The sequence below is a fragment of the Pseudoalteromonas sp. XMcav11-Q genome, assembly GCF_040104525.1.
Classification (GTDB): domain Bacteria; phylum Pseudomonadota; class Gammaproteobacteria; order Enterobacterales; family Alteromonadaceae; genus Pseudoalteromonas.
This window is the reverse complement of the sequence record NZ_JBECOX010000004.1, coordinates 312858-338494: the sequence shown is the minus strand read 5'-3', so window position 1 is coordinate 338494 and position 25637 is coordinate 312858. Positions and strand designations below refer to the sequence as shown.

Genomic DNA, 25637 nt, shown 5'->3' with positions numbered 1-25637 from the left:
TTGAACGGCTCTCAGGTTAAATAACAAAAAGGTGTAACACAGTGAAAATAAGTATTCCGAACGATGTAATTTCTGCGCCTATGTCAACACAGCAAGAGCAACAATTATGGAGCGGTTGTGGTGATATGTTATTTATCAATCATGATGCTGGGAAGCTTGCAATTAAGCGCACTAAAGTGCCTAGTGACATTGCACATCGGCGAATTGAACAATCTTCAGTAGCGCTTGCGCGTAAAGCTAAGTCTTATCAAGTAGAACGCCACTTTTACAAGCATCATGCATGCGAGTTACTCTCACCCTGTAATACGCCGAGTTATTTAGGTGAAGGGGTAAGTGAAGGGATGGACTACATCGTCTTTAGAGACTTCTCAACTCAAGGTTTTTCGCAAACCGCTAATCCATCCGAGTCACAAATATTAGCAGTGATAGGGTGGTTAGCTAAATTCCATGCTCACTTTTTACAAAGCCCTGCAGAGCATGTGTGGGAGCAAGGAAATTATTGGCACCTAGATACACGACCGGATGAACTTGAGCGAATGCAACACAGTAGCATTAAACAAGCGGCACCTCGATTACGAGATCGTATCAAAAATAGCCATTGGCATACTTGGATCCATGGCGACGCTAAGCTTGCTAACTTTGCCTTTAATGGCGATCAAGCACTGGGATTCGATTTTCAGTATGTTGGAAAGGGTATTGGTGTATCAGACTTAATGCTGTTTATTACGTCGGTATTAGACGAAAAAGAACAGCTCCAGCATGCCGATGAGTATCTCAAATTGTATTTAGATATGTTGAGAATAGAATTATTAGGCAAAGCAGCCTCTATTGATATCGCTCAGATCCTTTCTGAGTGGGAGTCGTTGTGGCCTGTGGTGTGGGCTGACTTTTATCGCTTTCTGTTGGGTTGGAAACCGGACCATGTAAAAATCAATGATTACATGAAATTTCAAACGGAAATAGCATTACAACAGGGATAATAAATGGCCATAGCCTTATTCAGTGCGTTAAATTGGGCTGTATTTGATTTTTTACGAAAAAGGCTAGCAAGTCATTATTCAGCCGCACAAATGTCGGTGATATTTAGTCTGCTAGTCTTACCTGCATACGTAGGCTATTGGTTGGTTTTTGACAAACAGCTCCCAAGTTCTGCTTATCTAGCGCCTGCGATAGCTAGCGGAATGTTGGCTGCAATTGGTAGCGTAAACTTTATTCAAGCGCTTGCGCTTGGGCGAATGGCGGTTATCCTGCCTCTGTTATCTATCACTCCAGCACTTGCAGGTGTGTTTGCTTGGTTGCTACTTGGAGAACCTTTAACCACGCTGCAGTCAATGCTAATCGCTGCGATTGTTCTCGCTTCATTTTTATTGCAAGGAGGCAGATTCTCTTTTCAAGAGCCAGGTGCAAAACAAGTTGCAATCACCTCTTTTTGCTGGGGGCTTTGCATCGTGTTCGATAAACAGGCTTTGCAATACAGCTCGCTCTCTTTTCATGCTGGGTTTCTAACCTTTATGGTATTTTTTGTTAATCTAATCTTGTTACGACCACAGTTTAAAAATCAAAATTTCCGCGCACATTGGTTGCTCTGGACTATTTCTGCAGTGGTATTCGCTGTCGCTGTTATCTTCCAAATGCAGGCGTTAACCGAAATTCAGCCGGGGCTTGTTGAAGGATTGAAAAGAGCCATTGGCATAATCAGCGCAAGTATGCTTGGGATGTGGTTTTTTAAAGAGATAATTTCAACAAAAGAATGGCTTATGATCTCTGTTATTCTGTGTTGTAGTGCAATGTTAGCATTAAACAGTGGCGCTTAAGCGCCACTTAAAATGACTAATTGGTATTACTTACATTGCGCGACTTTAGTCCAAACGTTTGAGTAGATCTCTGGGCTTGCGCCTTGTGACCAGTACGTAGCACGGTATTCAAAGCCTTTGAATGAAACCCGGTCGCCCGTATTGTAGAACGTAGTTGCATTCCATTCTTGGATACCATTGCAGCCAGCTGGTGCATCACTAACGGTAACTGCTAGAGTCTTAGAAGCAGTTCTGTTATTTGAAGCTGTCACAGTGAGTGTCACTTGGTATGTACCAGCACTTGCGTAGGTGTGTGATGGGTTAGTTTGTGAGCTTGTTGCACCGTCACCAAATTCCCACTGATAACTACCAGCTGTTGATTGGTTGTTAAATGTCGCAGTGAGGCCGGACACGCTGAAGTTAAAGTTTGCATTGACTGCACCTGAAGTATCACAACCATTATTTGTTAGATAATCAACCGCCGCCTTTGCTTGCACAATACCATAGCCGTAAGAAGTATCACGACCTGCTTGGCCTTTGTCTTTTGCTGTTGTATTCAACACTTGGCGAATTTGCTGAGCTGTACATTGCGGGAAGTGGCTCCACACTAGTGCTGCGACACCAGAGACATGCGGTGTTGCCATTGAAGTCCCACTAATACTGCGATACGCGCCATTATTCCAGGTTGAGTTTACACCAACACCCGGGCCTGCAATTTCTACTTGGCTGTTGTATTGAGAGAAAGAGGCTTTTGACTCAGAACTGTCTACTGCTGCCACGGATACAACTGCATTATACGATGCTGGGTAGCTCAACGAGCTATTACCCGCGTTGCCTGCGGCTGCGATATGTAGCATGCCACGCTGATAACTCTGCTCAAATGCGCTTCGTTCTGCCGTAGAGCTGCCGCTGCCACCTAAACTCATGCTGGTTACATTGGCGCCAGCCTGCTCACACTGCTCAATTGCTTTAATGAGGTCGGAACCGTATGCCCAGCGGCCTTGGTCATTAAACACTTTAACAATATGAAGACCTAGTTGCCCTGATGGATTCACCCCGACCACACCTGTGCCATTACCACCTAAAGCGGCGATTGTGCCGGCAACGTGTGTTCCGTGGCCGTTACCATCGTTACTCCACACACCTGTATCGTAGTTACCGTAGCCATCATTACCTGTAATGCCTGTGCTAGGTAAATCTTGGTGACCTAGCGTATAACCTGTATCCATAATACAGACTTTACGGTTGCCGCTGTAGCCGTCAGATACTTGGTTAGCCTGCACCATATTAATGCCGTAAGGTGTGGTTTCAGCGAGTAAATCAATTGCTGAAGTTTTTACACTTGGCAAATAGCGTTTAGGGTCAACTTCTACGTGTGCAATATTACCGCTTGCTTGTAGTTGTTGCATTTGCGTAGAAGAAACTTCGGCGACATATGCATTAATGCTTGGCAATGTGTTGACTGCAGCAGTACCCAAGGTGGAGTAGGCAGCTTCAGACAAAGTCTGCGCTTTAAACTGCGCCATTTCCGCTTGATTTAAGCGCACTGGCAGAACATTTGGTGTTGCGCTGTCTTTTAACGTGACAATAACGCGCTGTGTATCTGCGTGAGCAACTGAAAGGCTTGCACAAACGCAAGTGCTAAGGGTCGAAAGCTTAAGAAGTTTTACTACCGTATTACTGTTTTTCATATTTCACCTGTTTTACATGTTGTTTACGTTTGTTACTAAAACAGGTGTTGACATCGCTGTCAATGTGTAAAGATTAGACAGGTGTAAATTGCATTATCTTTCTGGGTTTTGTTTATTGCATTAATTAATCGTTCTTAAATTCTCAATTCTTCACATTATTATTGTGGTTATTTTTATTAAGTGAGTGAGTTAGTTCTGTAATGGTAAATTGCGCTGGATCGTTAATGTAACGTAAAAAGTCCAGGTGTTCAGGAAAGTTTCCATGTATGGCATGATACAAAGGTAAGTGAGCGTCATCCAGCGATTCGAAAATAGACAAGGTCACGCTGTCTATTGGTGTAAAGTCTCTATGATATTGTGCTAGTCGAGCTAAAGTATAGGCCCCAAGCAACACATGCCCTCCGATCGAAACATCTAACTTTGGCGCAATACCTTCATCCCAATTAATCCCACCTATGACGATCTTACGGCTTAACTCTTTAGCAGCGAGTAACGCGCCATAAGCAATAGGATCATTAGCAGCCCAAACGGTTGTGATTGCGGGATCTCGCTGTAACCACGCTTTAGTGAGACGATAAGCTTCATTCTGAGACCATTGACAATTTGCCTCTGCGATTAATTCTAGCTTTGTATGGTGCTCAAGATAAGCGCGCATGCCTTTTTGTCGGTCTAATGCCGCAGTCGTCGCCACGTCTCCTAGCAAAGCTAATACATGTTGCGATGGATTGGAGGACCTAAGTGCTTTTCGCGCAAGTTGATGCATTAATTTAAAACCGGCTTGGAAATTGTCTGGCTCAATGGTGCCAATAATTTGGTGTCCTGACTTTAACAGAGCTACTTCCTCTGTTTTAGTCGGTCCGTTGAGCAAGAAAATAATCTTGATTTTGGTGGCTTTGGTGTTTAACAAATAGGGAACGACACTCGATTTTTCGTTAACCAGCACAAGGTAATCAGCATCACTTTTCAAGGCTTGCTCTACGAGCGATTTCATCAAAATATGGTTGCGCTGCGCATAACTAATTTTGAGGGAAATATTCATGTTATTAGCGGCCGCAGTCATCACGTTGCTGACGTTATACCAAAAGTCTCCGGTAGGGTTTTTTGTTGCAAAACCGGGGTTTACAAATTGAACGTTGAATCGTTGTGCAGATAGCACGGCCATCGGCGATAAAAATAAAAAGATGAACAACAATTTTCGGATCATAAGTCTCTACATTTTTGATATTCAAAAAGTGTGCTGCTAAATACGCGACGTCATTAATATAAGTATAGTTTACGCTAGAATCGTTGCGCTATCTGCCTGTTTTTTGAATGCTATTCGGAACCAGCATATTTTTCATAGCATTGAATTTAGCTCATGCGTTAATTGCTTTATACTAGCGCGCAAAGAGTAAGGGGATTTTGATGAGAAAAATCGTATTTATATTCGTGTTGTTGTTTTCGGTGTCAGGGGTTGCGCATGAGTCAAGCGAATTGAATAAAACCATGAAGGAAATGGGCCATATTTATAAGCAGGCTATGAAAGCGCAATCTGCTCAAGAAATGCAAGCACACTTAACCGAGCTGACTACACTCGTTAATGAAAGTAAGCAATTTCAGTTTAAGCAAGAGGTGTCTGCCGAGTCAGTTGAGGGCTTGGATAAAGTACTCGAAGCCATTACTAAGGCGAGCCATGAAATAGACTCGGGAAGAGTCGAGAAAGCCCGTGAAATGCTATTAAAAATTGATGAGCTGAGAAAGCAATACCACAAACTACACGAGCCACCGGGCTTTTGGGAGTTACTATTTGGTAGTTAACCTGAGATTCGAATAGTTAACTTATCCTATCGCTGTGGTTATTCCTTGTTCTATCACAGCGGCTTTGCTTATCGGTCTTGGCTTTAGTTGAATATGGCAAAAAGACTAGCGAGTCGTGGCTTGACCTTTCAAGCTTGCTAGTTCTTTATAAGATCTAAAAGCGGTGAAATAGCGATATTCTTTTCTGCACTTATTAGAAATTACATAAAAACCTGCTCAAAAGAAGTTGCATTATAAATTGGAACGATCCAGTATGTTTGTTTTTAATCTGGGAAATTTTGATGAAAACCTCCTCAATAGCTAGTCTAATTTTACTTTCATTTTGTGGCTCCTCATTAGCGAATGCCAATGTGCTCTACGATATCACCGAACGTGATGCATTCTCTGTAACGAGCGACGTAAAGGAGCAAATCCAAGGTGAGGGGATAGAGCAACTAGTTGATAGATCGCTAAAAAGCAAATTCTTATCTAAGCAATCTAGCGCTGAGATTGTATTTGATCTGAAAGACGTCAAAGCGCTTAGACAGTATCGTCTCACTTCAGCCCAAGATGCCCCCGCGCGAGATCCAAAGCATTGGACTGTAGCCGTATCTAAAGATGGTAAGGTGTGGCAAGTGGCTGATAAACGCAACGATATCGTATTTTCAAGGCGAGGTGAAACACTCGCTTTTGACCTACCCAAAACAACGGATGCAAGGTACGTGCGCTTTACTGTGGCACAGGAAGGTAAAACGCAGTGGGGTGACCGTTTTTTGCAAATCGCTGATCTGGCACTCTATGCAGAAACAAACTTACCGCTGGCAAATTTTACTGCAGATAAAACTGTTGCCAAGCTTAATGAGCCAGTTTCTCTGCAGTCGATATCTGCAAACTCACCAACAGCACTGAATTGGAAGGTTGAGGGCAAAGCGATGCTGCCAAACGCAAAAAGTGTTGAAGTAGTTTATGACAAGCCAGGTAACTACGATGTCACTCTAGTCACTAAAAATGCGCATGGTTCGGACCTAAAAACCCGTGCGAACTATTTAAAAATCTACGATCCAACTCAACCATGGAAAGGCTTTGAGCCGCCAAAGGTCAAAGTAGTTATTGAAGATACTGAGTCGGCAGGGTCGAAACGCCTGCAAGCGCTATTTCCTGATATAGCCACTACGGTGGATGACGTAACTCGCCAACTGGCCCCAAGGTTGTACAAACACTTTGCAGAGTTACCAGAGTTTGAGCAAGTCACATTTAGGCTGAAGTGGATGGACACAATAGCGTATCGTTCTGGAGACGAAACAAATATGGAAATCGTGTTTAGTTCAAAGTACATCACCGAAAAACTCGCTGCGCAGCCAGATGAGCAAGTGGAATACGAACTCCTTGGTGTGCTCTGGCACGAACTTACCCATGGATATCAGCTATTTCCAAAAGAGAGAAGTTATTCTGAGCCCGATGTACATGCATTTATTGAAGGAATGGCGGATCTCATTCGAATTCAAGCGGGATACCATAAAACCCGTTCACCTAAGCCGTCGGATTCTTGGGTTGGTGGATACACAAATACTGGGTTCTTTCTGGCGTGGCTCGCTGAGTCTCATCCGGATTTTGCCTATCGTTTTAATCAAACTGCGGTAGAAATAGAAGATTGGTCATTTGAAGATGCAATAAAATCAGTTACTGGAGAGCCTCTTGATAAGCTCTGGTCTCGCTATCAAAGTGAGCTAACTGCCAAGAAATTGCAGTGAACTAGCAAGAACTAGATGATTACAACTTGTCATCACTATGCTGTAAATGTACATAATTTGTTGACAGGTTTGTTTTATTGCTCATAATTGGAACGTTCCCTTTTTGATTTCTGCCTGAAGCTTTGTTGGTTTTGCTAAGGGAGAAATGAAATTTTAATAAAAATTGGAACGTTCCTTTAAATTGTGGGGGTCTTATGACAACAATAATATATAAACATAGCCTGATCGCCGCTGCTGTCCTAGCAGCGGTAGCAACTAACTCAGTAACAGCCGCAACAGAAGAACAAGCAGAAGAAATAGAACGCGTTGAGGTGACAGGATCTCGTATCAAGCGTATCGCCATTGAAGGTGTTACCAATGTCCAAAGTCTCTCTTCCGCTGATATGGTCAGAAGTGGCTTTAACACAGTGTATGATGCACTGAGTAGTATTTCAGCCGCCAGTGGTGCCGTCCTCGGTGAAGTGGAAACTGGCTCCTATACACCTGGCGCCAAAGAGTTAAACCTATTAGGTGTTGGACCTGAATACACGCTAATTCTCGTTAATGGTAAGCGCTTGGCTTATTACCCAATGCCGTACGGTGGCCAAACCAATTTTGTTAATCTCGATATGTTGCCAACGGCGATGGTTGAGCGCATCGATATTCAATCCGGCGGAGGCTCTGCAATCTACGGTTCAGATGCGATGGCTGGGGTAGTCAATATTATCACCAAAAAAGGTATGGACGAGCATGTCGTTGAAGCATTCTATGGCCAGGATACTTATGGTACGGGTGATAAAAAAGGCTTGTCGTTTGTTGGTGGTTTTGAGCAAGACGACTTTACGTTTGACTACTCACTAGAATACAAGACGGAAGAGGCGCTAACTGGTGCCGACAGACCTTTTCATGACAGCGTTTGGGATAATCCAGATCCAACAAACAAGCGAGAGCTCAATCGTTCAATTACCGTATGGGCTGAGAATACCGAGTTCAAAAATCAATATTCAGCGCAGTACTGTAATACAGATGATAATCCACACCCGACTGCGGTTCAGCACTTTATTAGCCGCAATGATTACGGCCTAAGCTGTGGGTGGGATGAAACTGGCAACAATTTATTACGTAACCAAGTTGAAACCATGAGTTTGTATATCAACTCGGTGTACAGTATCAACGACGAACACAGTTTTTTTGTTAACGGATTTTATATCGATCAAGAAAAGAAAGGGGCACGAAACCCATTCTTCTTTGCTCATGCAGAGTCAATTCACGGATCTATGTTTTGGGATCCTGATATAAAAAATAAAGCTGGTGGTTACGGCGCTCCAGTTAAGTATATGTGGCGAATAGTGAATGATTCAGAATATACAAATGATGGCTTAGGTCGGGTATACGATGATAAATCTTATTCATTTAGTTTTGGTCTTGAAGGGGAGATAGCGGATTACTATTACTCCGTTGGCTTCAGCCGTTCACAATACGACTTCTCTGATAGGTACTTGCATCACACGGTTGAAGGAAATAACTGGCTAAAAGGCCCTAAGTTGGGAGAGGTTGATGGCATGCCAATCTACCGTCCAAATTACCAAGCTTTTTTTGCACCTCTGACCCAAGACAATATGTATAACATGGCTGATTGGGCAACCTACGATGGCTTATCGTTCAATGAAACCCTAACCGCAGATCTGTCCGGGGATTTATTTGAATTGCCAGCAGGATTTGTGTCTTTTGCCGCATATATTGAGCTGATGAAAGAAGGGACGAGAGCGACGCCCGATAGCAGAATACTAAATAAAGAATTTGTCGGTCTGACTGGCGTTATCACCGATGGTGAGCGTAACCGTTATGCTGCGGCGACAGAATTTATGATCCCAATTACTGAACAGATCTCTAGTGAAATAGCGCTGCGTTATGACCACTATGATGATATTTCTGATGTTGGTGGAGCATTCACTTATCAAGTCGGTTTTAAGTATTCTCCTACTGACGCGCTGATGCTAAGAAGTGCGTATGGCACAACGTTCCGTGGTCCTAGCATGAGCTCAGTATATCAAGGGTTTGCTGGTAACTTTGGACGAGGCTCGGACAGAGTGATTGCAGATGCATGTCTACGTTTTCAAACCACAGGGGATCCCGCTCAATATAATGCTGATGCATTAACTATCAGCTGTGCAGACTTAGACACAACAAATAGTAATGAGCCAAAGCTAGATGCTGACTTTGAGACAATCTCGGCAGGCGATCCAACTTTAAAAGAAGAGTCTGGTCATTCATTAACCTTTGGTCTGGTGTATGAGTACTCCCCTGAGCTGTCATTCAATGTTGATGTTTATGACATTGTCTTAAAAGACAAAATTACTCGACTTGGGTCTGGCGAAATTCTTGATAATGTCTGGAAGTGTGAAAACGGCCTAATTGATTCATCTTCTGCTAAATGCGCCAATATGCAAGACAGAGTACAGCGTTTTGATCAAGATGGTCTGGCAACCGACTGGTTAGGGAACACGAAAAAAGGGTTACCGTACACCGCAGCAATTATCAGAGAAGGTTATATAAACGCCGCGGAAAGGCAGCATGGCGGCGTCAACTTTGGTGTGAAGGGCACGTTTGAGTCAGAGCTTGGTGAGTTTATTTATAAGCTTGATTACAGCCATGTTTTAAAGAAAAAAGAAAAGCTTCGTCCCGAAGATCCGCTTGAGGATGTGCTAGACAGTCAAGATAACTATAACTTCAAAGATATGGCATCGTTTAACCTGACTTGGCAGTTGGAAAAGACCGCAATTTCATGGCAGGTAAATTATAAAGGAAAAAATTGGAACGGTGCTGATTTTGGTCAAAGAGAAAAGTTACCTGCATGGATAAAGCATAACCTAACCATTGGCCATTACATCAATGACAATACGCGAGTGATGTTTACGGTTCAAAACTTATTAAATGCGATGCCGCCTCAAGACGACACGTTTAGAAGTTACCCATTTTATAAAGCGGGTAATTACGACACGAACGGGCGCGAGTTCTTACTAAAAGTTAACTACCAATTTTAATAATAAAGGGTAACGAAATGAGAAAATTAATGCTATCAGCGGTGGCAATGGCCGTCGCTGCGACACTAATAGGCTGTAATGATGGGTCTGAATTTGTTGAACGTGATAAACCTGAACAAACTCAATCATCCGGGCAGCCAGACTCTAGCGCATTGCGTAATATCACCTCAGATACTGGAGTTGAGATTGAGGCTGTTTTAGCGGATGGTGTACAAGCCTCGCCCGCAGGTGAAAGTGTCGACAAACTTATCGACGCTAACACGAGTACAAAATTCCTGGCTTTTGCGTCAAACGTCACTGTAGTGTTTAAAGCCGCGACAGAGATTGAACTTAGAGAATATAGCTTTACGTCAGCAAACGATGAAGCAAGCCGAGATCCAAAACAGTGGGTCGTATATGGCTCAAATGATAAAGCTGAGTGGATTGAGCTGGACTCAAGAGCGGGAGAAGTATTCTCTGCTCGAGGACTGACTCGCAATTTTGAATTGGCCGAAAGCGGCGAAAAGTATCGCTACTTCAAATTTGATTTAGTACATGGTGGTACAGATAGCTATGGTGCTGATATTACGCAACTAGCGGAACTCGAAATCAAAACGGTATCGGATATTCCTATCGTCGCATTTAATGCGACAAACACGACTCCTGAAGTCTCTGAGTATATTGTTTTTAGAGATGAGTCGTTGGTTAACCCGACTAGCTGGCAGTGGACGTTTGAAGGTGGTATTCCTGCGACAAGTACAGAGCAAAGCCCATTGGTTAAGTTTGAAGCTTTAGGGCCAAAAACTATTACACTGGTTGCGAGTAACGACAAAGGGGAAGCGACATTAGTTCAGCAAGACTTTATCCGTGTGTGGGAGCCAGCCTCGCCATGGGCTGGGTTTCCAGAGCCTGTAATCGAAGTGAAAAAGGAACTACCAGAGCACCCTGGACAGCTGGCGCTTGAACGTGCGGTACCAGATCTAAATGCCCTTATTCATGAGATTTCTTTGAAGATTGCCAAGCGCTTATTTAATAATGTAACCGAAATCAACGTTTTTGAGCACGTTACTTTTATTACCGGAGACTTTGATGCGCCGGCTTCAAAGGCCGGTGAAGGCAAATTTATGGAGCTTAGGTTTGATGTTAAGCACATCGCCAACCTAGAGGGTCTTGGAGATGAGGCTATCCGTAACGAAGTTATTGGCGTGCTGTGGCATGAGCTGACCCATGGTTACAACAACGTTCCGGCTGAAGGAGAATATCGTCCGGGCACGGATTATCACACCTATCTTGAAGCGCTAGCTAACTTTATTCGAATAGATGCTGGTTACTTAGAGCATAGACGCGGTGGAGTTCGCTGGATGGAACACTACAATGTTGATGCTTACGATCAAACAGCATTCTTCTTTGAGTGGGTAGAAAACAGTCATCGTAACACCGATTTTATCCGCAAGTTTAATGCGGCAGCAAAAACGCTTGATGCGTGGAGTTTAGACACCGCTTTTAAATCTATATTTGGTGAACAACGTGGGATTGACGCGGTATTTGAAGAGTATCAAGTCTACCTTGCTAGCATCGGTAAGTTACCACCAGTACCACTTGGCTATCAGAACTTTGCACCCACTAGCACTCAGGTAACAACAAACGGAACTGCACTTGTGCCTTTTAATGAGGGAGCAGATAAGCTTAATGATAGAAATATTATCTCTAAATTTAATGTGGTGTTGGAAGCCCCCGCTTGGCTTGCACAATATGCGCCTGACTTGTTGCCGATAAAACAGGTTGATAAGGCCCAGGTTAACTATGTGTTTGACAGCGCTAAAATAGCAAAATACTACTCATTAGCGACAGCGGGAGACAACCCTCATCGCTTTCCTAATGCGTGGCAGCTACAGGGCTCAAATGACGGTACGAATTGGATTACGCTAGATACTCAACAGTTCAACGAACTACCTAATACGATGGAATACTATAGCTTTGCTATCGAGAGTCCAAATGCGTATACCCAGTATCGTTTGGAACTTGAGCATACCCGTGAAGGCGGTGGAATTGGCGGCGCTAGCGGAAGGCTAATTCAACTAGGCGAATTCTCATTGTGGGAAGCAAAAGACTAGCCTTTTAGTTTAAAGGTGGGCAATGCCCACCTTTAAAACGTACTTATTTTGACCTTTAACGTTTCTTCTTCTTTTTACCTTGAACCGCTTTAAATCGCGGATTAGATTTACAAATTACGTAAACCCGACCGCGTCTTTTTACGACTTGGCACCCCGGTCTATTTTTAGCGCTTTTGAGTGAGCTCAGTACTTTCATCTGGTTTATCCTTTTTTAGTCGCAAGGTTTTTAAAGCGACGGTTAAATTGTGCAACTCGACCATCACTTGCCACCAACTTCTGTTTACCAGTGTAGAAAGGGTGAGACGCACTAGAGACGTCAATTGGGAAGTAAGGGTAAGTCTTACCATCTAGTTCAACGGTTCTGTCTGATTTAATGGTTGAACCAACAATAAAGTACTTATCAACCGATGTATCATGGAAGGCAACAAGTTGATAATCAGGGTGGATATTGGGTTTCACGACAACGACTCCTAAATAATGTGTTGTTATATTGTATCAATATAAATCAAATAAAAACTATTCTCAACAACTAATTTGTCGTTGCCGCTATTTAGTGCGATACGCCTAATTTGTCGACGCATGCGGAACTAAACTGAATGCATCTTGAGCAGTTGATTAAAAGGGGCTTACTTTCCTTAAAATTGCCTGATATAACTAGTTCTAGATAGTTTCTCAAGTAGTCATATTGGTGTTGACACCTAACCGGAATAGTAGCGAATAGACTTTTTTGGAATATAGCTATCGATGTAAGCCTGTTGGTTTGATAGATATGAGATAAAAGAGTGAGATCCAATTGAGGCTGGCTTAACGGTTAATAACCTTCACTAAATGAGAGAGGTCTAGCAAATAATTAAAACCTAGTACGTTCGCGAAAGTACTTTGTTCGCTAACGCAATACAGATATAGAGCATTTATTATGGATAAACATGCTGAGTTAGATAACTCAATTTTGGCTAAGCTTCACAGCAGCGATGACAGCGCGTTACAGCAAGAATTAGACACACTCTCTTGCACACATAGTGACATAGTGACACTACTGGCACAGTATCAAACGCTCAGTGAGCAAGATGATGAACTGTTCGATGCTTGGTACGACAGCTTATGTAAAGATCAGTTAAAGGTCTTAAAAGCATTTGAGATAATTCGTGCGCACATAGAACAGCAAATATAAATACGCATAGATTGTCTGGCGAAACGGTTGTGCGCCAGACTGCAGATTATTTGATTGATAAGTCGTACTTACTAATCAATTGGTCAATGTATCGAGTGCGTAGCGATTCTGTTTGCTCAGCTTGAGTATTGGCTGCCAATGCTTTGTTTAGTAGCTTCATGGCGCTGTGTACTTGAATACGTTGCTCTGGGGCAATGCTGCTGGCGGTTCTTGCTTCTGTAATGTCGTCGATAATCGCGCGGCCTAGGTCAATATAAAGTGCTTCCTCTACGAGACCATTTTGGCTGATCACCCCATACTTGCCACATAAAAACTGTTGCCAAACTTGCTGTACATGCTCTGTAAGGTCATCACTAAAGCTTGGATCTTCGGTGTAAAAGCCTTTTTCGATACATTTCGTAAGTGCTTCACAGTAACGCTGTTGAAATAACTCAAATGCACTACTTGATTGATCTACTTTATGTTTAAGTAAAAGTTGCCCCCAATTGAGTAGGCCTCGGGCATAAAAATCAGTATATTCTTCACATTCGTACAGGCCAAAGTACGAACTACACTTAATTTGATTTTGAATACTATAACTCGGATTTGGGAATAGGCTCATTTGTTGCCATTCTAAGAGCTGTTCTTCAGGTATCTTTAAGCTGCTGCTCAGCTCCAAAGTGGTATAAAAGTGCGTATTTAGAAAATGTGTCAGTCCCATAAAATTAAACTGGATAAATATACAGTGCTTTTGATTTTGCTGGATCTTTACGCAAATAACAAGCACTAAAGTTAAATTTCGTTAGATTTAACCGATTTACTCAGGTTTATGGGTCGGATCTCAGTCAGATTTATGGTAAAAATGGCTGTCAACTGGAAGAGTAATAGAAAGACCATGCATCAGATCCAATCAATAAAAAAAGCAAGCTTAATTACCGCTATTAAAACCCCTTACACAATGGCGGGTGAAATTGACTTAGATACTTACGACAAGCTAGTCGAAGCGCAAATCGCCGGCGGTGTCGATGGTATTGTTGTCGGTGGCACCACAGGTGAAGGCCAACTGATGAATTGGGAAGAGCACTTAATGCTCATTGCCCATTCTGCGAATAAATTTGGCGATAAACTGCTGATTGTTGGTAACACTGGCAGCAATAACACCAGAGAAGCAAAAAAAGCGACTGAATATGGATTTGCATCAGGTATGCACTGTGCACTACAAATAAATCCGTATTATGGCAAAACCTCAATTACGGGTGTGAAGGCTCACCTGAAAGAAGTCTTGGAAATCGGTCCTGGCTTTATTTACAACGTGCCTGGCAGAACGGGACAAGACATTACGCCTGATATCATTGAGCCGCTGGCCAGCCACAAGCATTTTGTTGGTATGAAAGAATGTGCGGGTGATGAGCGTATCGCACACTATGAAGCGAAAGGCATTGCGTGTTGGTCAGGTAACGATGATCAAGCCCACGATAGCCGTCATAACAGCCAATCTCATGGCGTTATTTCTGTTGCTTCAAACATTATTCCGGGCTTGTTCAGGCAATTGATGGACACGCCTAACCAAGCGCTTAACCAGTCTTTGCAACCGTTAATGAACTGGCTCTTTTGCGAACCAAATCCAATTGCTATCAATTCAGCTTTAATTATGACTGGCGCAGTCAAACCGGTATTTAGATTGCCTTATGTGCCACTGTCGCCAGCACAGCAAAAAGAGGGGATTGAACTCCTTTCTCAGTTAAAAGAAAGTGACTTTGTTGGCTCGACACCAAAATTAATTGACGAAACCTTGCTTAAGTTTTGTTAAAAGTCGGTTTGTCATTTATAATCTGCGACCGTTTTTGACTCGGTCGTAGGTTATTATGGCAACGTTTTCTTCATTTAGTTTCGCACAGCCTCTTTTAGATGCGCTGCAAGACATCAATTTTCATACATTAACGCCAATTCAACAGGCGGCTATCCCAGCTGTCCGTCAAGGTAGTGATGTGCTCGCAACAGCGCAAACTGGAACAGGGAAAACCGCAGCTTTTGCATTACCTATCATCCAAAAATTGCTTGAGGCTGAAGCACAGTCGACGCCAAGAGCGTTGATTTTGGCGCCAACGCGTGAGCTTGCCGAGCAAATCGCCAACAACTGTGCGACATTTGCTAAGTACACAGACTTAAAAGTGCAGGCACTGTTTGGCGGAGTTAACGCCAATGGCCAGGCTGAGCGCTTAAAGCAGGGCGTGGATATTTTAGTGGCAACCCCTGGACGCTTGTTAGATCATATCCGCCTAGGTAATGTCACGTTAAGTAACGTTAAACACTTAGTGTTAGATGAAGCTGACCGCATGTTAGATATGGGCTTTATCACCGACATGCAAAAAATCATTGAGCTGGTGGATAAGCAAAAGCAGCTATTGTTGTTTTCTGCAACTTTCCCGTCGGCAATGAAGCAGTTCGCGAAACAAGTGTTGGAACACCCTAAGTTAATCCAAGCGACGCCAGAAAATAGTACAGCCGACACGGTTCGCCACGTTGTTTATCCAGTTAAAGAAGAACGTAAGCGCGAGTTACTATCTGAGCTGATCGGGACCAAAAACTGGCAACAAGTGCTGGTGTTCGTCAATATGAAAGAAACCGCGGACAAGCTAGTTGAAGAGTTAAAGCTTGATGGTATAGATGCAAATGTATGTCATGGCGATAAAACTCAAGGCGCTCGTCGTCGCGCTTTAAGAGAGTTCACCGAAGGCAAAGTACGCGTTATGGTTGCAACCGAAGTCGCAGCTCGCGGATTGGATATCGTTGGCCTGCCACGCGTGGTTAACTACGATGTGCCTTATCTTGCCGAAGATTATGTTCACCGCATCGGAAGAACTGGTCGTGCAGGTCAGTTTGGTTATGCGATCACCTTTGTAAGCCGCGAAGAAGAATCTGACCTTATTCATATTGAGCAGTTAATCGAGCAGCAAATTTCACGCTATTATCTGCCGGGCTACGAAGTGGCAAATCGTGAAAGACTGGTTGAAACTATCCAGAAGAAACCCGCGCATCAACGTCGTAAGGCGCGGGTGAATAAGCCTTCGAATCAAGCAAGTGCAGAAGCGAGATTAAAAAACCGCTCTCGTATTGCAAATGTACGTAAGCAGCAAAAGAAGAAGTAAAATTGTTTTTTTGCTTTATTTACAACGCCAGCTAGCACGCTGGCGTTGTTGTTTTTAGCCAATGTGGCGTACAATAGCGAAAAATAATTATAAAAATACGGCTTGTGCTTCAGTCATTTCACATTGTTCCAGTTAATGTAATCCAACTCGCCTCTCTTGGGGCTTATCTCCTCGCAATGTTAATTTTTGCCAATCAACCACGCGCAAGAATGCTCGTCATCTATTTGTTATGTCAATGTGTGCTGATGACAACCAATTTTGCTGAAGAAGCGTTAGGGGCTAGAAGCTATTTACTTATCACGCCTGTATTTACCCTAGCTACTGGGCCTTTAGTCTATTTTCTGTTTAAAAATCTACTGCATGCTAATCGGGATAAGCAAGAGCGAAGATTAGTACATTTCTTACCTGTTTTGCTGGCGCTTCCATTTACTGAATACACCCAGCTTGTGATTGCGTTTGGCACTGTCAGTCAGTTGATTTATTTTGCTTTTACGGTGCAACTTGTTGGCTTTTACCAGCAAGCATCCGCGGAGATCAGAGCGGACGTCAACACGTGCGATTTACAATGGATAAGAACAACGGTTGTCTTGTTTGTGATCTTTGCTCTGGTGGATTTGGTTAGACTCAATATGCAAACATACAACGACATCAGCACTAAAGCACTCTGGTATTTTATTGACTTAGTTTGGTTACTTGCAATTAATCTTTACCTAGTTGTCAAAGTACACAATCAACCACACCTCGAAGATTCTATAACGCAAGCCCAAGAAATAACGTTCAATGAGGTGGACAAACAGTCAGAAGATCCAACCGAGATATTCAATGCAATTCATAACACGATTATGCAGCACTATTTATATCGACAGCCACGCCTGACTATTCACGACGTTGCTGAGGTTATTGGACTTGGGGTAAAGGATATCTCTTGGGCCATCAATACTTGTGGTGGTTACAACTTTAATGAGTATATCAATAGCCTGCGGGTCGATGAGGTAAAACAGCAACTACAGTGCGAAAAGCAAACAACGCCCAACTTGTTAGCGCTCGCAATGAATGCTGGGTTTAACTCAAAATCCTCGTTTAACAGTGTTTTTAAAAAGCAAACGGGTTACACTCCAAGTCAATTTTCAAAATTAATATAAGTATATTAAACAATTGCTTATGCTTAATTCTGAGTGTTTTTTAAAAGTCCTGGAAGTACAAAATCCTGATATTGCACGCTATATAAAGTCGTTATAGGTAATCTGGAGTTAAATCGATAACAAGGATAAAGATGATGTATTCAAGTTTTCTCACTCATGTGGCCACTTACCTGACTTTTAGTAGTTTGTTTATCGCGCAGCCTGCAAAGGCTGAACCTATTCGGGTGCTGACATCAACGAGCGAACAAGTGCATGTTGCACAGCAACTAGATGTTAAATCCCCAGTGGATTACCTAAATACACGGATCAACGCACTAGCGTTGGTACGTAGCAAAAATTGGCAGCAGGCGTTACCACAACTGCAAAAGCTTACTAAGTCGTATCAAGATGACGGAGACACTTGGTATCTATTGGGATTAACGCAAATACAATTAGCGCATTATGAGCAAGCTATCATTGCGCTGAAAAAGGCGTTGTCACTGGGTGTAAACCTAACCAATATTCCTACCGGTTCGCGCCCCTCAAATGACATTATGATAAAGATTGCAGGCGCGTATGCTGCACTAGGTAAAGTGGATGAAGCTAATCAGTGGCTGAGTAAGTCTTTGTCAGCGCGGTACGACGAACGCAGTAGCTTAGCAAATAAAGGCGTTTTCGACTCCATCAAAGATAATATGCAATTTCAGCGTCTTACAGGTAACTATAAAGACACTTCGCTCACTCGGGATCAGCAGTGGAATGCAGATTTAGATTTCTTACTCTCAGAAATTAAGCGGTTGCATGTTAACGAACAGGCAAGTAACAACCTGGATTTAATTACGTTGGCAAATAATTTGCGCTCAGATATACCCAAGTTAACTGATCAGCAAATTGTCTTCGGTATGATGCAAATGATAGGCGCGCTTGGTAACGGGCATAACTTTATCGTGCCGACCTTCGGAGAAAAAGGGAATTTCACTCGTTTGCCAGTGCAGTTTTATGCCTTTACCGATGGCCTTTACATTGTTGATGCTGAAGCTGAGTTTAGTGATTTAATCGGCTATAAAGTCACAGCCTTTGCGAAAACACCAACCGCAGATGCAATGGCGAAAGTTGCCGAGATTAATCCGCGAGATAATGAAATGCAGCAGCTTTGGCTTGCGCCTTATTATCTCGCCATGCCCGAAGTACTCGCTGGACTAGAGTTGATCGATGCGTCAAATGAAGTGTCTATCACGGTAGAAAATGCGCAGAGCGCGCAAAAGACCATTCGCCTTAGTGGCCAATCATTCGAGTTTCGCGGCTTTCCGACTTTGCCAGAAAATCATCAAAAAAGCCCACAATATCTGCAAAACGTCAATAAACCTTATTGGTACGAAGTGGATAAAAGCAATGAGGTTTTGTACGTGCAATTTAATGCCGTTGCACAGATGAAAACGCAGTCGCTAGCGCAATTTAGTGCGGAGTTGATAGAGACAATAAAAGACGGTGAAGTAAATCACTTGGTGCTGGATTTACGACATAATAGTGGTGGCAATGGCTCCATCTTACCACCATTACTAAAGGCACTTATTTATTTTGAAGCGGCAAAGCCAGAAGGCAAGTTATTTGTAGTGATGGGACGTAATACCTTTTCTGCAGCGCAAAACCTCTTGACCAATATTGATAGCTTTACCAATGCCATATTGGTTGGAGAGCCAAGTGGTTCTCGGCCAAATCATATTGGTGAAGCTGGAAGGTTCCGTTTACCGTTCAGTGGGGTGTTTGGACTCGTTTCGTCGCAGTTTCACCAAACTTCTCGCGCAGAAGACCACCGTATTTGGATTGCTCCACATATGCCGGTATTGCCGGACTCTGCAAGCTACTTCAATGGTGTCGATCCCGCCATGAAAGCCATTTATAGTGTATTGGATAAAAACGTCGATGGTTTAGTTAAGTAACCATCGCGTAAGTGAACGCTTTTTAGGCCAAATCTTAAAAGGAAGTGGCAGAAATGGTAACTGCAGCAGCGTTATTGTTGTTTTCTTTGTGATTGCCGCCTTGCTGTATTTCTCCGTTTAAGTGTATGCGCTGACTATCTAAAAAGTAAGCTAGCAACAAGAGGGACATGGGGTGCTATCAATTCCTGAACCATTATGCTAGCTTTGTTAGTGAAATCAACTAAATGGAATAATAATAATGAGAATTGGTAAGGCAGTTCAGTGCTTGTTTGCTGTGACTTTAGCGGCTTTCTTTTCGGTAGCTGCGATGGCAGAGTCCGAAGAAAAGACAAAGCAAGAATATGAGCAACAAACAAAAACCTTGATGTCAAAAGTACTTGATGAAAAGAGAACTTTTACAATTCAACTACCCAAAAATTATCACACCAACCCCAATAAAAAATACCCTGTGATTTATCGCCTTGATGGTAAAGGCAACCTTCCGTTGATGACCGCTGTACTTGAGCGTTTGCAAGGAGCAAACGTTTCTGCCGCACCTGAAGTTATTATTGTTGCAATCGAAAATACAGACAGGTTAAGAGATCTTTATCCAACTAAGAATAAAGAGCCTGCAGGACCTATGGATATTGGCGGCGGGGCACCTAAGTTTTTAGAGTTTATCGAGACTGAACTTATTCCTTATGTGAACCAGACCTATCGCACTCATGATTTTAAAGTCATTGCAGGTGCATCTGCAGCGGGTACTTTTGCGCTTTATGCTTTGCAGGCAAAGCCTGAGCTATTTCAAGCGCATATTGCTTATAGCCCAGCGGTATGGTGGAACTTTGGCGCGACAGCAAAGAGTACCAAAGCATTTATTTCCAAAACGAAGCAACTAAATAACTTTCTATATATCACAATTGGTGAGGAAGGTGGCGTGATGCGCGAAAGATACGATGATATGGCACGCTTTCTAGCAGCAAATCAACCACATGATTTGCGCTTTTTCAGTGAGGCTTACGACAATGTTCCTCATGGACTTGTGTCTGCAGCTGGTATGTTTAGCGCGTATCAAAAGCTGTTTTTGCCAACTCAAATGCCTGCTCGTGCGTATACCGGTGAATTGAGCTCTATTACTAAGTATTATCAACAACTGTCTGCTCAATATGGCGAGGTTTTTGAGCCACAGGAAGCAGTGATCAGAGAGCTTGGCTATTACCACGTAAGCATGGGTAACGTGAAAGAAGCAATTAAGTTGTTTAAGTTTGGCGTTTCACGCTATCCAAATAATGCAGATGCCTACAACGGCTTAGCATATGGCTATGAAACCGACAAACAATACCAAGCATCTTTAGAGCAAGTAAACAAAGCGCTGGCATTGTCATCGAAGGGTGATGGTGGCTACGATGTCTTTGTTGCTCGTAAAGAGCGGCTAACTAAATTACTTGGTGAGTGATAATCAAAATGCGCAAATAGGCCACTTAGGTAATCGATGTGGTCTATTTTTTGAGTATTTATTGCCACTTAAAAATAGTGGCGAATACGCTTTATTTTTTCGCCGCTAAACTCAAACACTGTCATAAGCTTTTGCTTATTTTCTTTTTCATCCGTGTTACCTTGCTGATCAACGCAAGGATGTAGATACTCAACGGTCACCGCATTAAGGCCTTCAATGATGTTTGTGACTTCGATATCGCATTTTCCGTATTGGCCTAGATAGCTGAGTAAGCCTTTCTTATACTCTTCTTTTGACAATACGGCATTAAAGCGAGGGTGCTCGAATGAGGCATCTGGCGTTAAAAGCGTAAGTAGGTGAGTAACATCAGACTCTTTTGAATATTGGTGTTCAACGGCTTTTTGTGCCTCGAAGTAAGCGTTAACCTTGTTGCTCAGTGCTTCTGCGGAGCAAAGACTTGAAACCAGCATGAGTGGCAGCAGTGCATATCGAACTTTCATTATGATTTTCCTTAAATTATTGTTTTTTACTCTGTATTGAATGCAACGTTTCGACCGGGAAATGCAAGTTTAGAAAATGGCCATGCCGTTTTTAACCAATGAGTAATTGTTTGATAGACTAGGTTATCCAATGTGATATCTTCTGCTCCTATCCATAGATAGACATCACAATCAAAATCTGAAGATTGTGGCGGATCGATATAGACACAACCGATATACTTTTCACTGTGTCTGGTGTAAACCGCATAGGCAAATGCCGCTCGCGACATAAATTCTTCCTTGTGGGTGGCTAAACTCGCAATGTTTTCCTCATAAGTCATAGTAGCTTTCGGCCAGTCTGAATTCGGACCAAATATGCCTTGCAAGCGTACTTGATTAGCCATCACCAGCTCATAATCTACTATCGCAATTTTCTCATTGAGCACGGTAAAAGAAAAATGGGATGTGCTAACCCTCGTTGGTGGCATAAAAGAGTCAGGAATAAAGGGCTGAGCTTGTTTTTGTTGATTAGTCACTGTCGCCAGTACTCTCTGACAAGGGAAACTTTTTCATAGAAACATACTTTTTATTATTATTTGCAGCAGGTTAGCACTCGTTTGTAATTTATACAATTATAAAAATTGTAAGCTCAGTAGGCGCTAAGAGACCAACTTTGCATTTCTGTCACTCGACTAATGCAGCGAGCGAAAGCAAATGCCAGTTGTTCACCTTGGTAGATTTGCGATATGGGCGCAGCGGCCAAAAAAACAACCGGTACTTTGGCTTCGTAACATTCATCGATAAGCGCAATCAGGCGTCTGGCCTCATCGTCGCCAATCCTAGGTTGCGTTGAGTTATTTGGGCGGATATAGCCTTCCTCAGTTCCTTGCGCTACATCTTTATTCTCTGGAGTAACACCAAGTATCGGTAACTCAGAGATAAAAATACAGCTAACTTGCTGTGCAAGCTCAATATAGTCATTGGTAGCGCGTGGGCTTGAGCAGATCTCCATAAAATCAAAACATACGACGCTTTCATTTGCGCCAAGCACGTTAATTGGACGATGATTAATCTCCAGGATGCTCTGTTTGAATACGCCACCGGCATTAGTAAAGGCGTCCCAAAATGCTTGTTTATCGTTGACGAAGTAGTGGTTTGCCGTTGTGCCTTTGCTAAATCGATGGTCCGTCTCACCACATACAGATATGACATCGCAGTGACTTATAAGCAGCGCAATTGTTGGCTCAAAACGGTCTCTATGTAGTCCATCTTTGTATAACTCGGTTGGGTGGCAATTGGAGGTTGCAACTAAGGTCACGCCATCTTCAAAAAGGGCTTCAAACAATCTCGCCATAATAATGGCATCGCCAATATCGGTGACAAAAAATTCATCAAAACACAATAACGATGTTTGCTCTGCCCAATTTTGGGCGATGCGCTTTAAAGGATCTCTCACACCTTGAATTTGATTGAGCTCTTTATGCACCTGTTGCATAAAGTGATGAAAGTGTAGGCGAGTTTTGTCTGTGACGTCAGTGAATTCATAAAACCAATCCATCAGCATTGTCTTGCCACGCCCGACAGGGCCATAGAAATAGATGCCTTTATTCGAGTGACCACTAACGAGTGAACGAGAAAGGGCATCTAAAGCTGAAATTGCAGCTTGCTGCGCTGCATCAGGAGTAAGATTTCCACATTCAATTTGTGCTTGGTAATGGCTAGAGATTGACATAGACACTGCAAATAGGAATAGTTAATCCGAATAATATCATAAAGCTATAACTCATGGATGCACTAACAAGATTAAAACAAGCGGTGGACGCCTATTACCCGCTTTCTCAAGACACCTGGTCCGCTATTGCTGCGATCACCAGCATCAAACTACTTGCGAAAGATGAGTGGCTTTACAAAGAAGGAGAGTATCTGACTACTTTTGCATTTTTACATCAAGGGTTAGTTAGATTAGTAAACACCAATGCTGCTGGGCAGGAATACAATAAGCGTTTTTTTGTGGCGGGGGAGTTTCCTGGTGTGATGCATGCTCTACATCGCCAAGAGCCCGCCAATCAAGGGATCCAAGCGCTTGAAACATCACAGGTAGTCCTAATCAATTTCAAGCAGTTTAGAGCACTATTAATGGATAATCCGGAATTAATGCGATTTCAAATACTGTATCTTGAAAAGAACTGGTTGTTAGAAAAGGATAAGCGAGAGCTTTATATGGTGCAGTTAGATGCCACGGAGCGCTATCTCGCATTTTTAAAAGAGCAGCCAGAACTTGCTGAGCGTGTACCACAATACCATTTAGCGTCCCATCTTGGGATCACTCCTACACAGTTAAGCCGAATAAGAAAATCGTTAAAAAATTCAGGTTCGTTTACATAGGTAAATGAGCCAAGCTCTTCACCTTGTTAAAGTTGCCTCACACATAATGGAGAACAACTTATGAATACATCACAACTAGAATCGTTATTGAATTGGCGCTACGCCGTCCGCAAATTTTCTGAGCAAACCATTGCTCAGGACAAAGTAGATAAGTTAATCGAACTGACGGGGTTGAGTGCTTCAGCATTTGGCTTACAGCCTTATAAGATTATTCAAATATCCAAGCTATCGATGAAAAAAGCATTGCTACCGCATTCGTATGGGCAACAAAAAGTGCTTGATAATAGCCATCTATTAGTTTTTGCTGCGGATATGTCACCTTTAGATAGCCAAGTAGAGCGCTACATTCAAGACTTTAAGGCGAATCGAAACCTTGATGAGCTTGTCTATGCGCAGATGGAATTGGGTATGAAAGACGCGCTACACACCATGGACTTTGAGTCTCAATATAGCTGGTGTTCTGAGCAGGCTCACTTGGCCCTCGGTACATTACTACTGGTAGCCGCCAGTATGGAAATTGATGTTTGCCCAATGACCGGTATCGATAAGGTTGCCTACGATGACATCTTGGGTCTGTCATCCTTAAATTTACGCACGGTATTAATTGCGCCAATTGGCATTCGTGACAGCACGGATGTGAACGCGAATACAAGCAAAGTAAGGAAATCGAGAGACTTGCTGCATATTGAGGTGTGACGATGATTTTTGCCATATTAGCCGTTTTTGCAGGTGGTGCAATCGCGGTGCAGGCAAGCATGAATGCACAGCTTGGCGGTTTATTAAAAAGTCCGATATTGGCAGCTGGAGTGGCGTTTACCGTCAGCGCATTCTACGCCTTTATTGCCTTTCGGGTATCTGATAACGTGCTGCCAGCAACCTCAGAGCTAAAAGCGGTGCCTTGGTACTTGTGGTGTTTAGGTGGGGTGCTAAGTGCAACAGGGGTGGGACTCTGTTATTTTTTAATTCCTAAAATGGGTATAGGTAACCTAATGGCTTATTACTTGTGTGGTCAAATGGTGGTAGCTATGGTGATCGGTCAGCTTGGTCTCTTTGGTGTACCTTATACGCCTATTAACCTGCAAAAAGTCGTGGGTGTGATTGCTGTGCTGACCGGTATTGTACTTATTAACGTTAATCGTTCAGGCTAAAACTCAGCCATTTCTAAAGCTTTGCTAATAGCAGGTGTTGCCGAAATTTGGCGATAATAGCGGCGTAAATTCTTAAGCGAAGGCGTTTTTTCTAAAAATGTCTTCGCACGCTCACAAAGCATAAACAAATAGCTGTCGCACAGCGTAAATTGATTTGCAAACAGGTAATGATTGTCTGCAAGTAAGGTATCAATAATACCAAACCCTTCTTCTAATCGACCTTGCTGCGAGCGAATAAGGTCGTCATACATTAAAGCACTTTGGGTGTGTTGTTCTGGGTAGGTATACATCAATAAGTCGCTGTGAATAGAAGCGCTCATAAAATGCATCCATTGCAGGCACTGTGATTTTAGTTTTAGCTCAGTTGGGATAAGCTGCTTGTCGATGTGCTTTTCAGCAAGGTACTGAGAAATTGCAGCGCTTTCAAATAAGGTAAAGTCGTCGTCAACGAGGGCTGGTACTTGTCCGGCAGGGCTTAGTTTTAAGTATTGTGCACTACGGTTGGCGTTTTTTTTGATATCCACCAGTTCAAGTTGATAAGGCTCACCAATGAGTTCTAATAAAATATGAGGCGCAAGGCTCGCACTTTGTGGATAGTAAAAGAGTGTATACATAATTCACCTAATGTTAGGTCACGTGTATCACTCAGGAACAGGGCATAAAATAACAGTGATCACGTGAAGTTAGTTTAATACCAATGTAA

Annotated in this window: 24 protein-coding genes; 15 read left to right on the top strand and 9 right to left on the bottom strand. The window is 42.8% G+C overall.

The window, feature by feature from the left end; all coding sequences use genetic code 11:
• Positions 1 to 41 precede the first annotated feature (41 nt).
• The gene (locus tag ABMY45_RS09005) at positions 42 to 980 is read left to right on the top strand and encodes a phosphotransferase (RefSeq protein ID WP_227387894.1); all 939 of its coding nucleotides are present in this window, start codon (positions 42 to 44) and stop codon (positions 978 to 980) included.
• A gap of 3 nt (positions 981 to 983) precedes the next feature.
• Positions 984 to 1814, top strand: coding sequence for an EamA family transporter (locus ABMY45_RS09000; RefSeq protein ID WP_174169262.1), 831 nt, complete (start codon positions 984 to 986; stop codon positions 1812 to 1814).
• A 26-nt stretch (positions 1815 to 1840) separates the two neighbouring features.
• On the opposite strand, the gene ABMY45_RS08995 is transcribed toward ABMY45_RS09000, so the two are convergent.
• Positions 1841 to 3484, bottom strand: coding sequence for a S8 family serine peptidase (locus tag ABMY45_RS08995; RefSeq protein ID WP_227387895.1), 1644 nt, complete (start codon positions 3482 to 3484; stop codon positions 1841 to 1843).
• A gap of 142 nt (positions 3485 to 3626) precedes the next feature.
• Positions 3627 to 4688 (bottom strand): ABC transporter substrate-binding protein, encoded by a 1062-nt coding sequence (locus tag ABMY45_RS08990; protein WP_102058012.1) that lies wholly within the window; start codon positions 4686 to 4688, stop codon positions 3627 to 3629.
• A gap of 200 nt (positions 4689 to 4888) precedes the next feature.
• Here ABMY45_RS08990 and ABMY45_RS08985 point away from each other — a divergent pair, with 200 nt between their 5' ends.
• The 4 genes from ABMY45_RS08985 to ABMY45_RS08970 all read left to right on the top strand — a co-directional run bounded on the left by ABMY45_RS08985 (position 4889) and on the right by ABMY45_RS08970 (position 12127).
• The gene (locus ABMY45_RS08985) at positions 4889 to 5281 is read left to right on the top strand and encodes a cytochrome b562 (RefSeq protein ID WP_174169259.1); all 393 of its coding nucleotides are present in this window, start codon (positions 4889 to 4891) and stop codon (positions 5279 to 5281) included.
• Between the two features lie 281 nt (positions 5282 to 5562).
• On the top strand, positions 5563 to 7011 hold the full coding sequence (locus ABMY45_RS08980; protein ID WP_349288776.1) for a basic secretory protein-like protein: 1449 nt from the start codon (positions 5563 to 5565) through the stop codon (positions 7009 to 7011).
• A 194-nt stretch (positions 7012 to 7205) separates the two neighbouring features.
• Positions 7206 to 10034: a TonB-dependent receptor gene (locus tag ABMY45_RS08975; protein WP_349288775.1), complete on the top strand. Its 2829-nt coding sequence runs from the start codon at positions 7206 to 7208 to the stop codon at positions 10032 to 10034.
• A 17-nt stretch (positions 10035 to 10051) separates the two neighbouring features.
• Entirely contained in the window at positions 10052 to 12127 is a 2076-nt protein-coding gene (locus ABMY45_RS08970; RefSeq protein WP_349288774.1) for a basic secretory protein-like protein, read from the top strand.
• Between the two features lie 55 nt (positions 12128 to 12182).
• Here ABMY45_RS08970 and ykgO read toward each other — a convergent pair whose 3' ends face one another.
• Positions 12183 to 12323 carry a type B 50S ribosomal protein L36 gene (gene ykgO / locus ABMY45_RS08965; protein ID WP_010373066.1) on the bottom strand — a complete coding sequence of 47 codons (141 nt, stop codon included), beginning with the start codon at positions 12321 to 12323 and terminating at the stop codon, positions 12183 to 12185.
• A 5-nt stretch (positions 12324 to 12328) separates the two neighbouring features.
• Positions 12329 to 12586, bottom strand: coding sequence for a type B 50S ribosomal protein L31 (locus ABMY45_RS08960; RefSeq protein ID WP_010373063.1), 258 nt, complete (start codon positions 12584 to 12586; stop codon positions 12329 to 12331).
• A 457-nt stretch (positions 12587 to 13043) separates the two neighbouring features.
• On the opposite strand from ABMY45_RS08960, the gene ABMY45_RS08955 reads away from it, so the two are divergent.
• On the top strand, positions 13044 to 13298 hold the full coding sequence (locus tag ABMY45_RS08955) for a hypothetical protein (protein ID WP_010373062.1): 255 nt from the start codon (positions 13044 to 13046) through the stop codon (positions 13296 to 13298).
• A gap of 46 nt (positions 13299 to 13344) precedes the next feature.
• On the opposite strand, the gene ABMY45_RS08950 is transcribed toward ABMY45_RS08955, so the two are convergent.
• Positions 13345 to 13998: a DUF6058 family natural product biosynthesis protein gene (locus ABMY45_RS08950; RefSeq protein ID WP_029215798.1), complete on the bottom strand. Its 654-nt coding sequence runs from the start codon at positions 13996 to 13998 to the stop codon at positions 13345 to 13347.
• A 174-nt stretch (positions 13999 to 14172) separates the two neighbouring features.
• Here ABMY45_RS08950 and ABMY45_RS08945 point away from each other — a divergent pair, with 174 nt between their 5' ends.
• From ABMY45_RS08945 to ABMY45_RS08925, 5 genes are all read left to right on the top strand, one after another.
• The gene (locus ABMY45_RS08945; RefSeq protein ID WP_102058017.1) at positions 14173 to 15087 is read left to right on the top strand and encodes a dihydrodipicolinate synthase family protein; all 915 of its coding nucleotides are present in this window, start codon (positions 14173 to 14175) and stop codon (positions 15085 to 15087) included.
• A gap of 55 nt (positions 15088 to 15142) precedes the next feature.
• Complete coding sequence (locus ABMY45_RS08940) at positions 15143 to 16426, top strand: DEAD/DEAH box helicase (protein WP_010605367.1); 1284 nt, start codon at positions 15143 to 15145, stop codon at positions 16424 to 16426.
• A 245-nt stretch (positions 16427 to 16671) separates the two neighbouring features.
• Positions 16672 to 17568 (top strand): helix-turn-helix domain-containing protein, encoded by an 897-nt coding sequence (locus ABMY45_RS08935; protein WP_206471952.1) that lies wholly within the window; start codon positions 16672 to 16674, stop codon positions 17566 to 17568.
• A gap of 131 nt (positions 17569 to 17699) precedes the next feature.
• Positions 17700 to 19487, top strand: coding sequence for a CDC27 family protein (locus ABMY45_RS08930; RefSeq protein WP_227387899.1), 1788 nt, complete (start codon positions 17700 to 17702; stop codon positions 19485 to 19487).
• Positions 19488 to 19725: 238 nt separating this feature from the next.
• Positions 19726 to 20922, top strand: coding sequence for an alpha/beta hydrolase-fold protein (locus ABMY45_RS08925; protein WP_349288773.1), 1197 nt, complete (start codon positions 19726 to 19728; stop codon positions 20920 to 20922).
• Between the two features lie 68 nt (positions 20923 to 20990).
• Here the strand turns inward: ABMY45_RS08925 and ABMY45_RS08920 are convergent, their stop codons facing one another.
• The 3 genes from ABMY45_RS08920 to zapE form a co-directional block, all read right to left on the bottom strand.
• Positions 20991 to 21422: a nuclear transport factor 2 family protein gene (locus tag ABMY45_RS08920; protein WP_206471954.1), complete on the bottom strand. Its 432-nt coding sequence runs from the start codon at positions 21420 to 21422 to the stop codon at positions 20991 to 20993.
• Between the two features lie 26 nt (positions 21423 to 21448).
• Entirely contained in the window at positions 21449 to 21937 is a 489-nt protein-coding gene (locus tag ABMY45_RS08915) for a hypothetical protein (RefSeq protein ID WP_174169251.1), read from the bottom strand.
• Positions 21938 to 22050: 113 nt separating this feature from the next.
• Complete coding sequence (gene zapE / locus ABMY45_RS08910) at positions 22051 to 23133, bottom strand: cell division protein ZapE (protein ID WP_227387901.1); 1083 nt, start codon at positions 23131 to 23133, stop codon at positions 22051 to 22053.
• A 53-nt stretch (positions 23134 to 23186) separates the two neighbouring features.
• On the opposite strand from zapE, the gene ABMY45_RS08905 reads away from it, so the two are divergent.
• The 3 genes from ABMY45_RS08905 to ABMY45_RS08895 are packed head-to-tail and all read left to right on the top strand — an operon-like array spanning position 23187 to position 24934.
• Positions 23187 to 23786 (top strand): Crp/Fnr family transcriptional regulator, encoded by a 600-nt coding sequence (locus ABMY45_RS08905; RefSeq protein WP_102058024.1) that lies wholly within the window; start codon positions 23187 to 23189, stop codon positions 23784 to 23786.
• 60 nt (positions 23787 to 23846) lie between these two features.
• Positions 23847 to 24482: a nitroreductase family protein gene (locus ABMY45_RS08900; RefSeq protein ID WP_211865649.1), complete on the top strand. Its 636-nt coding sequence runs from the start codon at positions 23847 to 23849 to the stop codon at positions 24480 to 24482.
• A gap of 2 nt (positions 24483 to 24484) precedes the next feature.
• Positions 24485 to 24934 carry a DMT family transporter gene (locus tag ABMY45_RS08895; RefSeq protein ID WP_017216748.1) on the top strand — a complete coding sequence of 150 codons (450 nt, stop codon included), beginning with the start codon at positions 24485 to 24487 and terminating at the stop codon, positions 24932 to 24934.
• Here the strand turns inward: ABMY45_RS08895 and ABMY45_RS08890 are convergent.
• Positions 24931 to 25548, bottom strand: a complete 618-nt coding sequence (locus ABMY45_RS08890) for a glutathione S-transferase family protein (protein WP_349288772.1) — start codon at positions 25546 to 25548, stop codon at positions 24931 to 24933. The two genes, ABMY45_RS08895 and ABMY45_RS08890, sit on opposite strands and share 4 nt — an antisense overlap.
• Between the last annotated feature and the right edge of the window lie 89 nt (positions 25549 to 25637).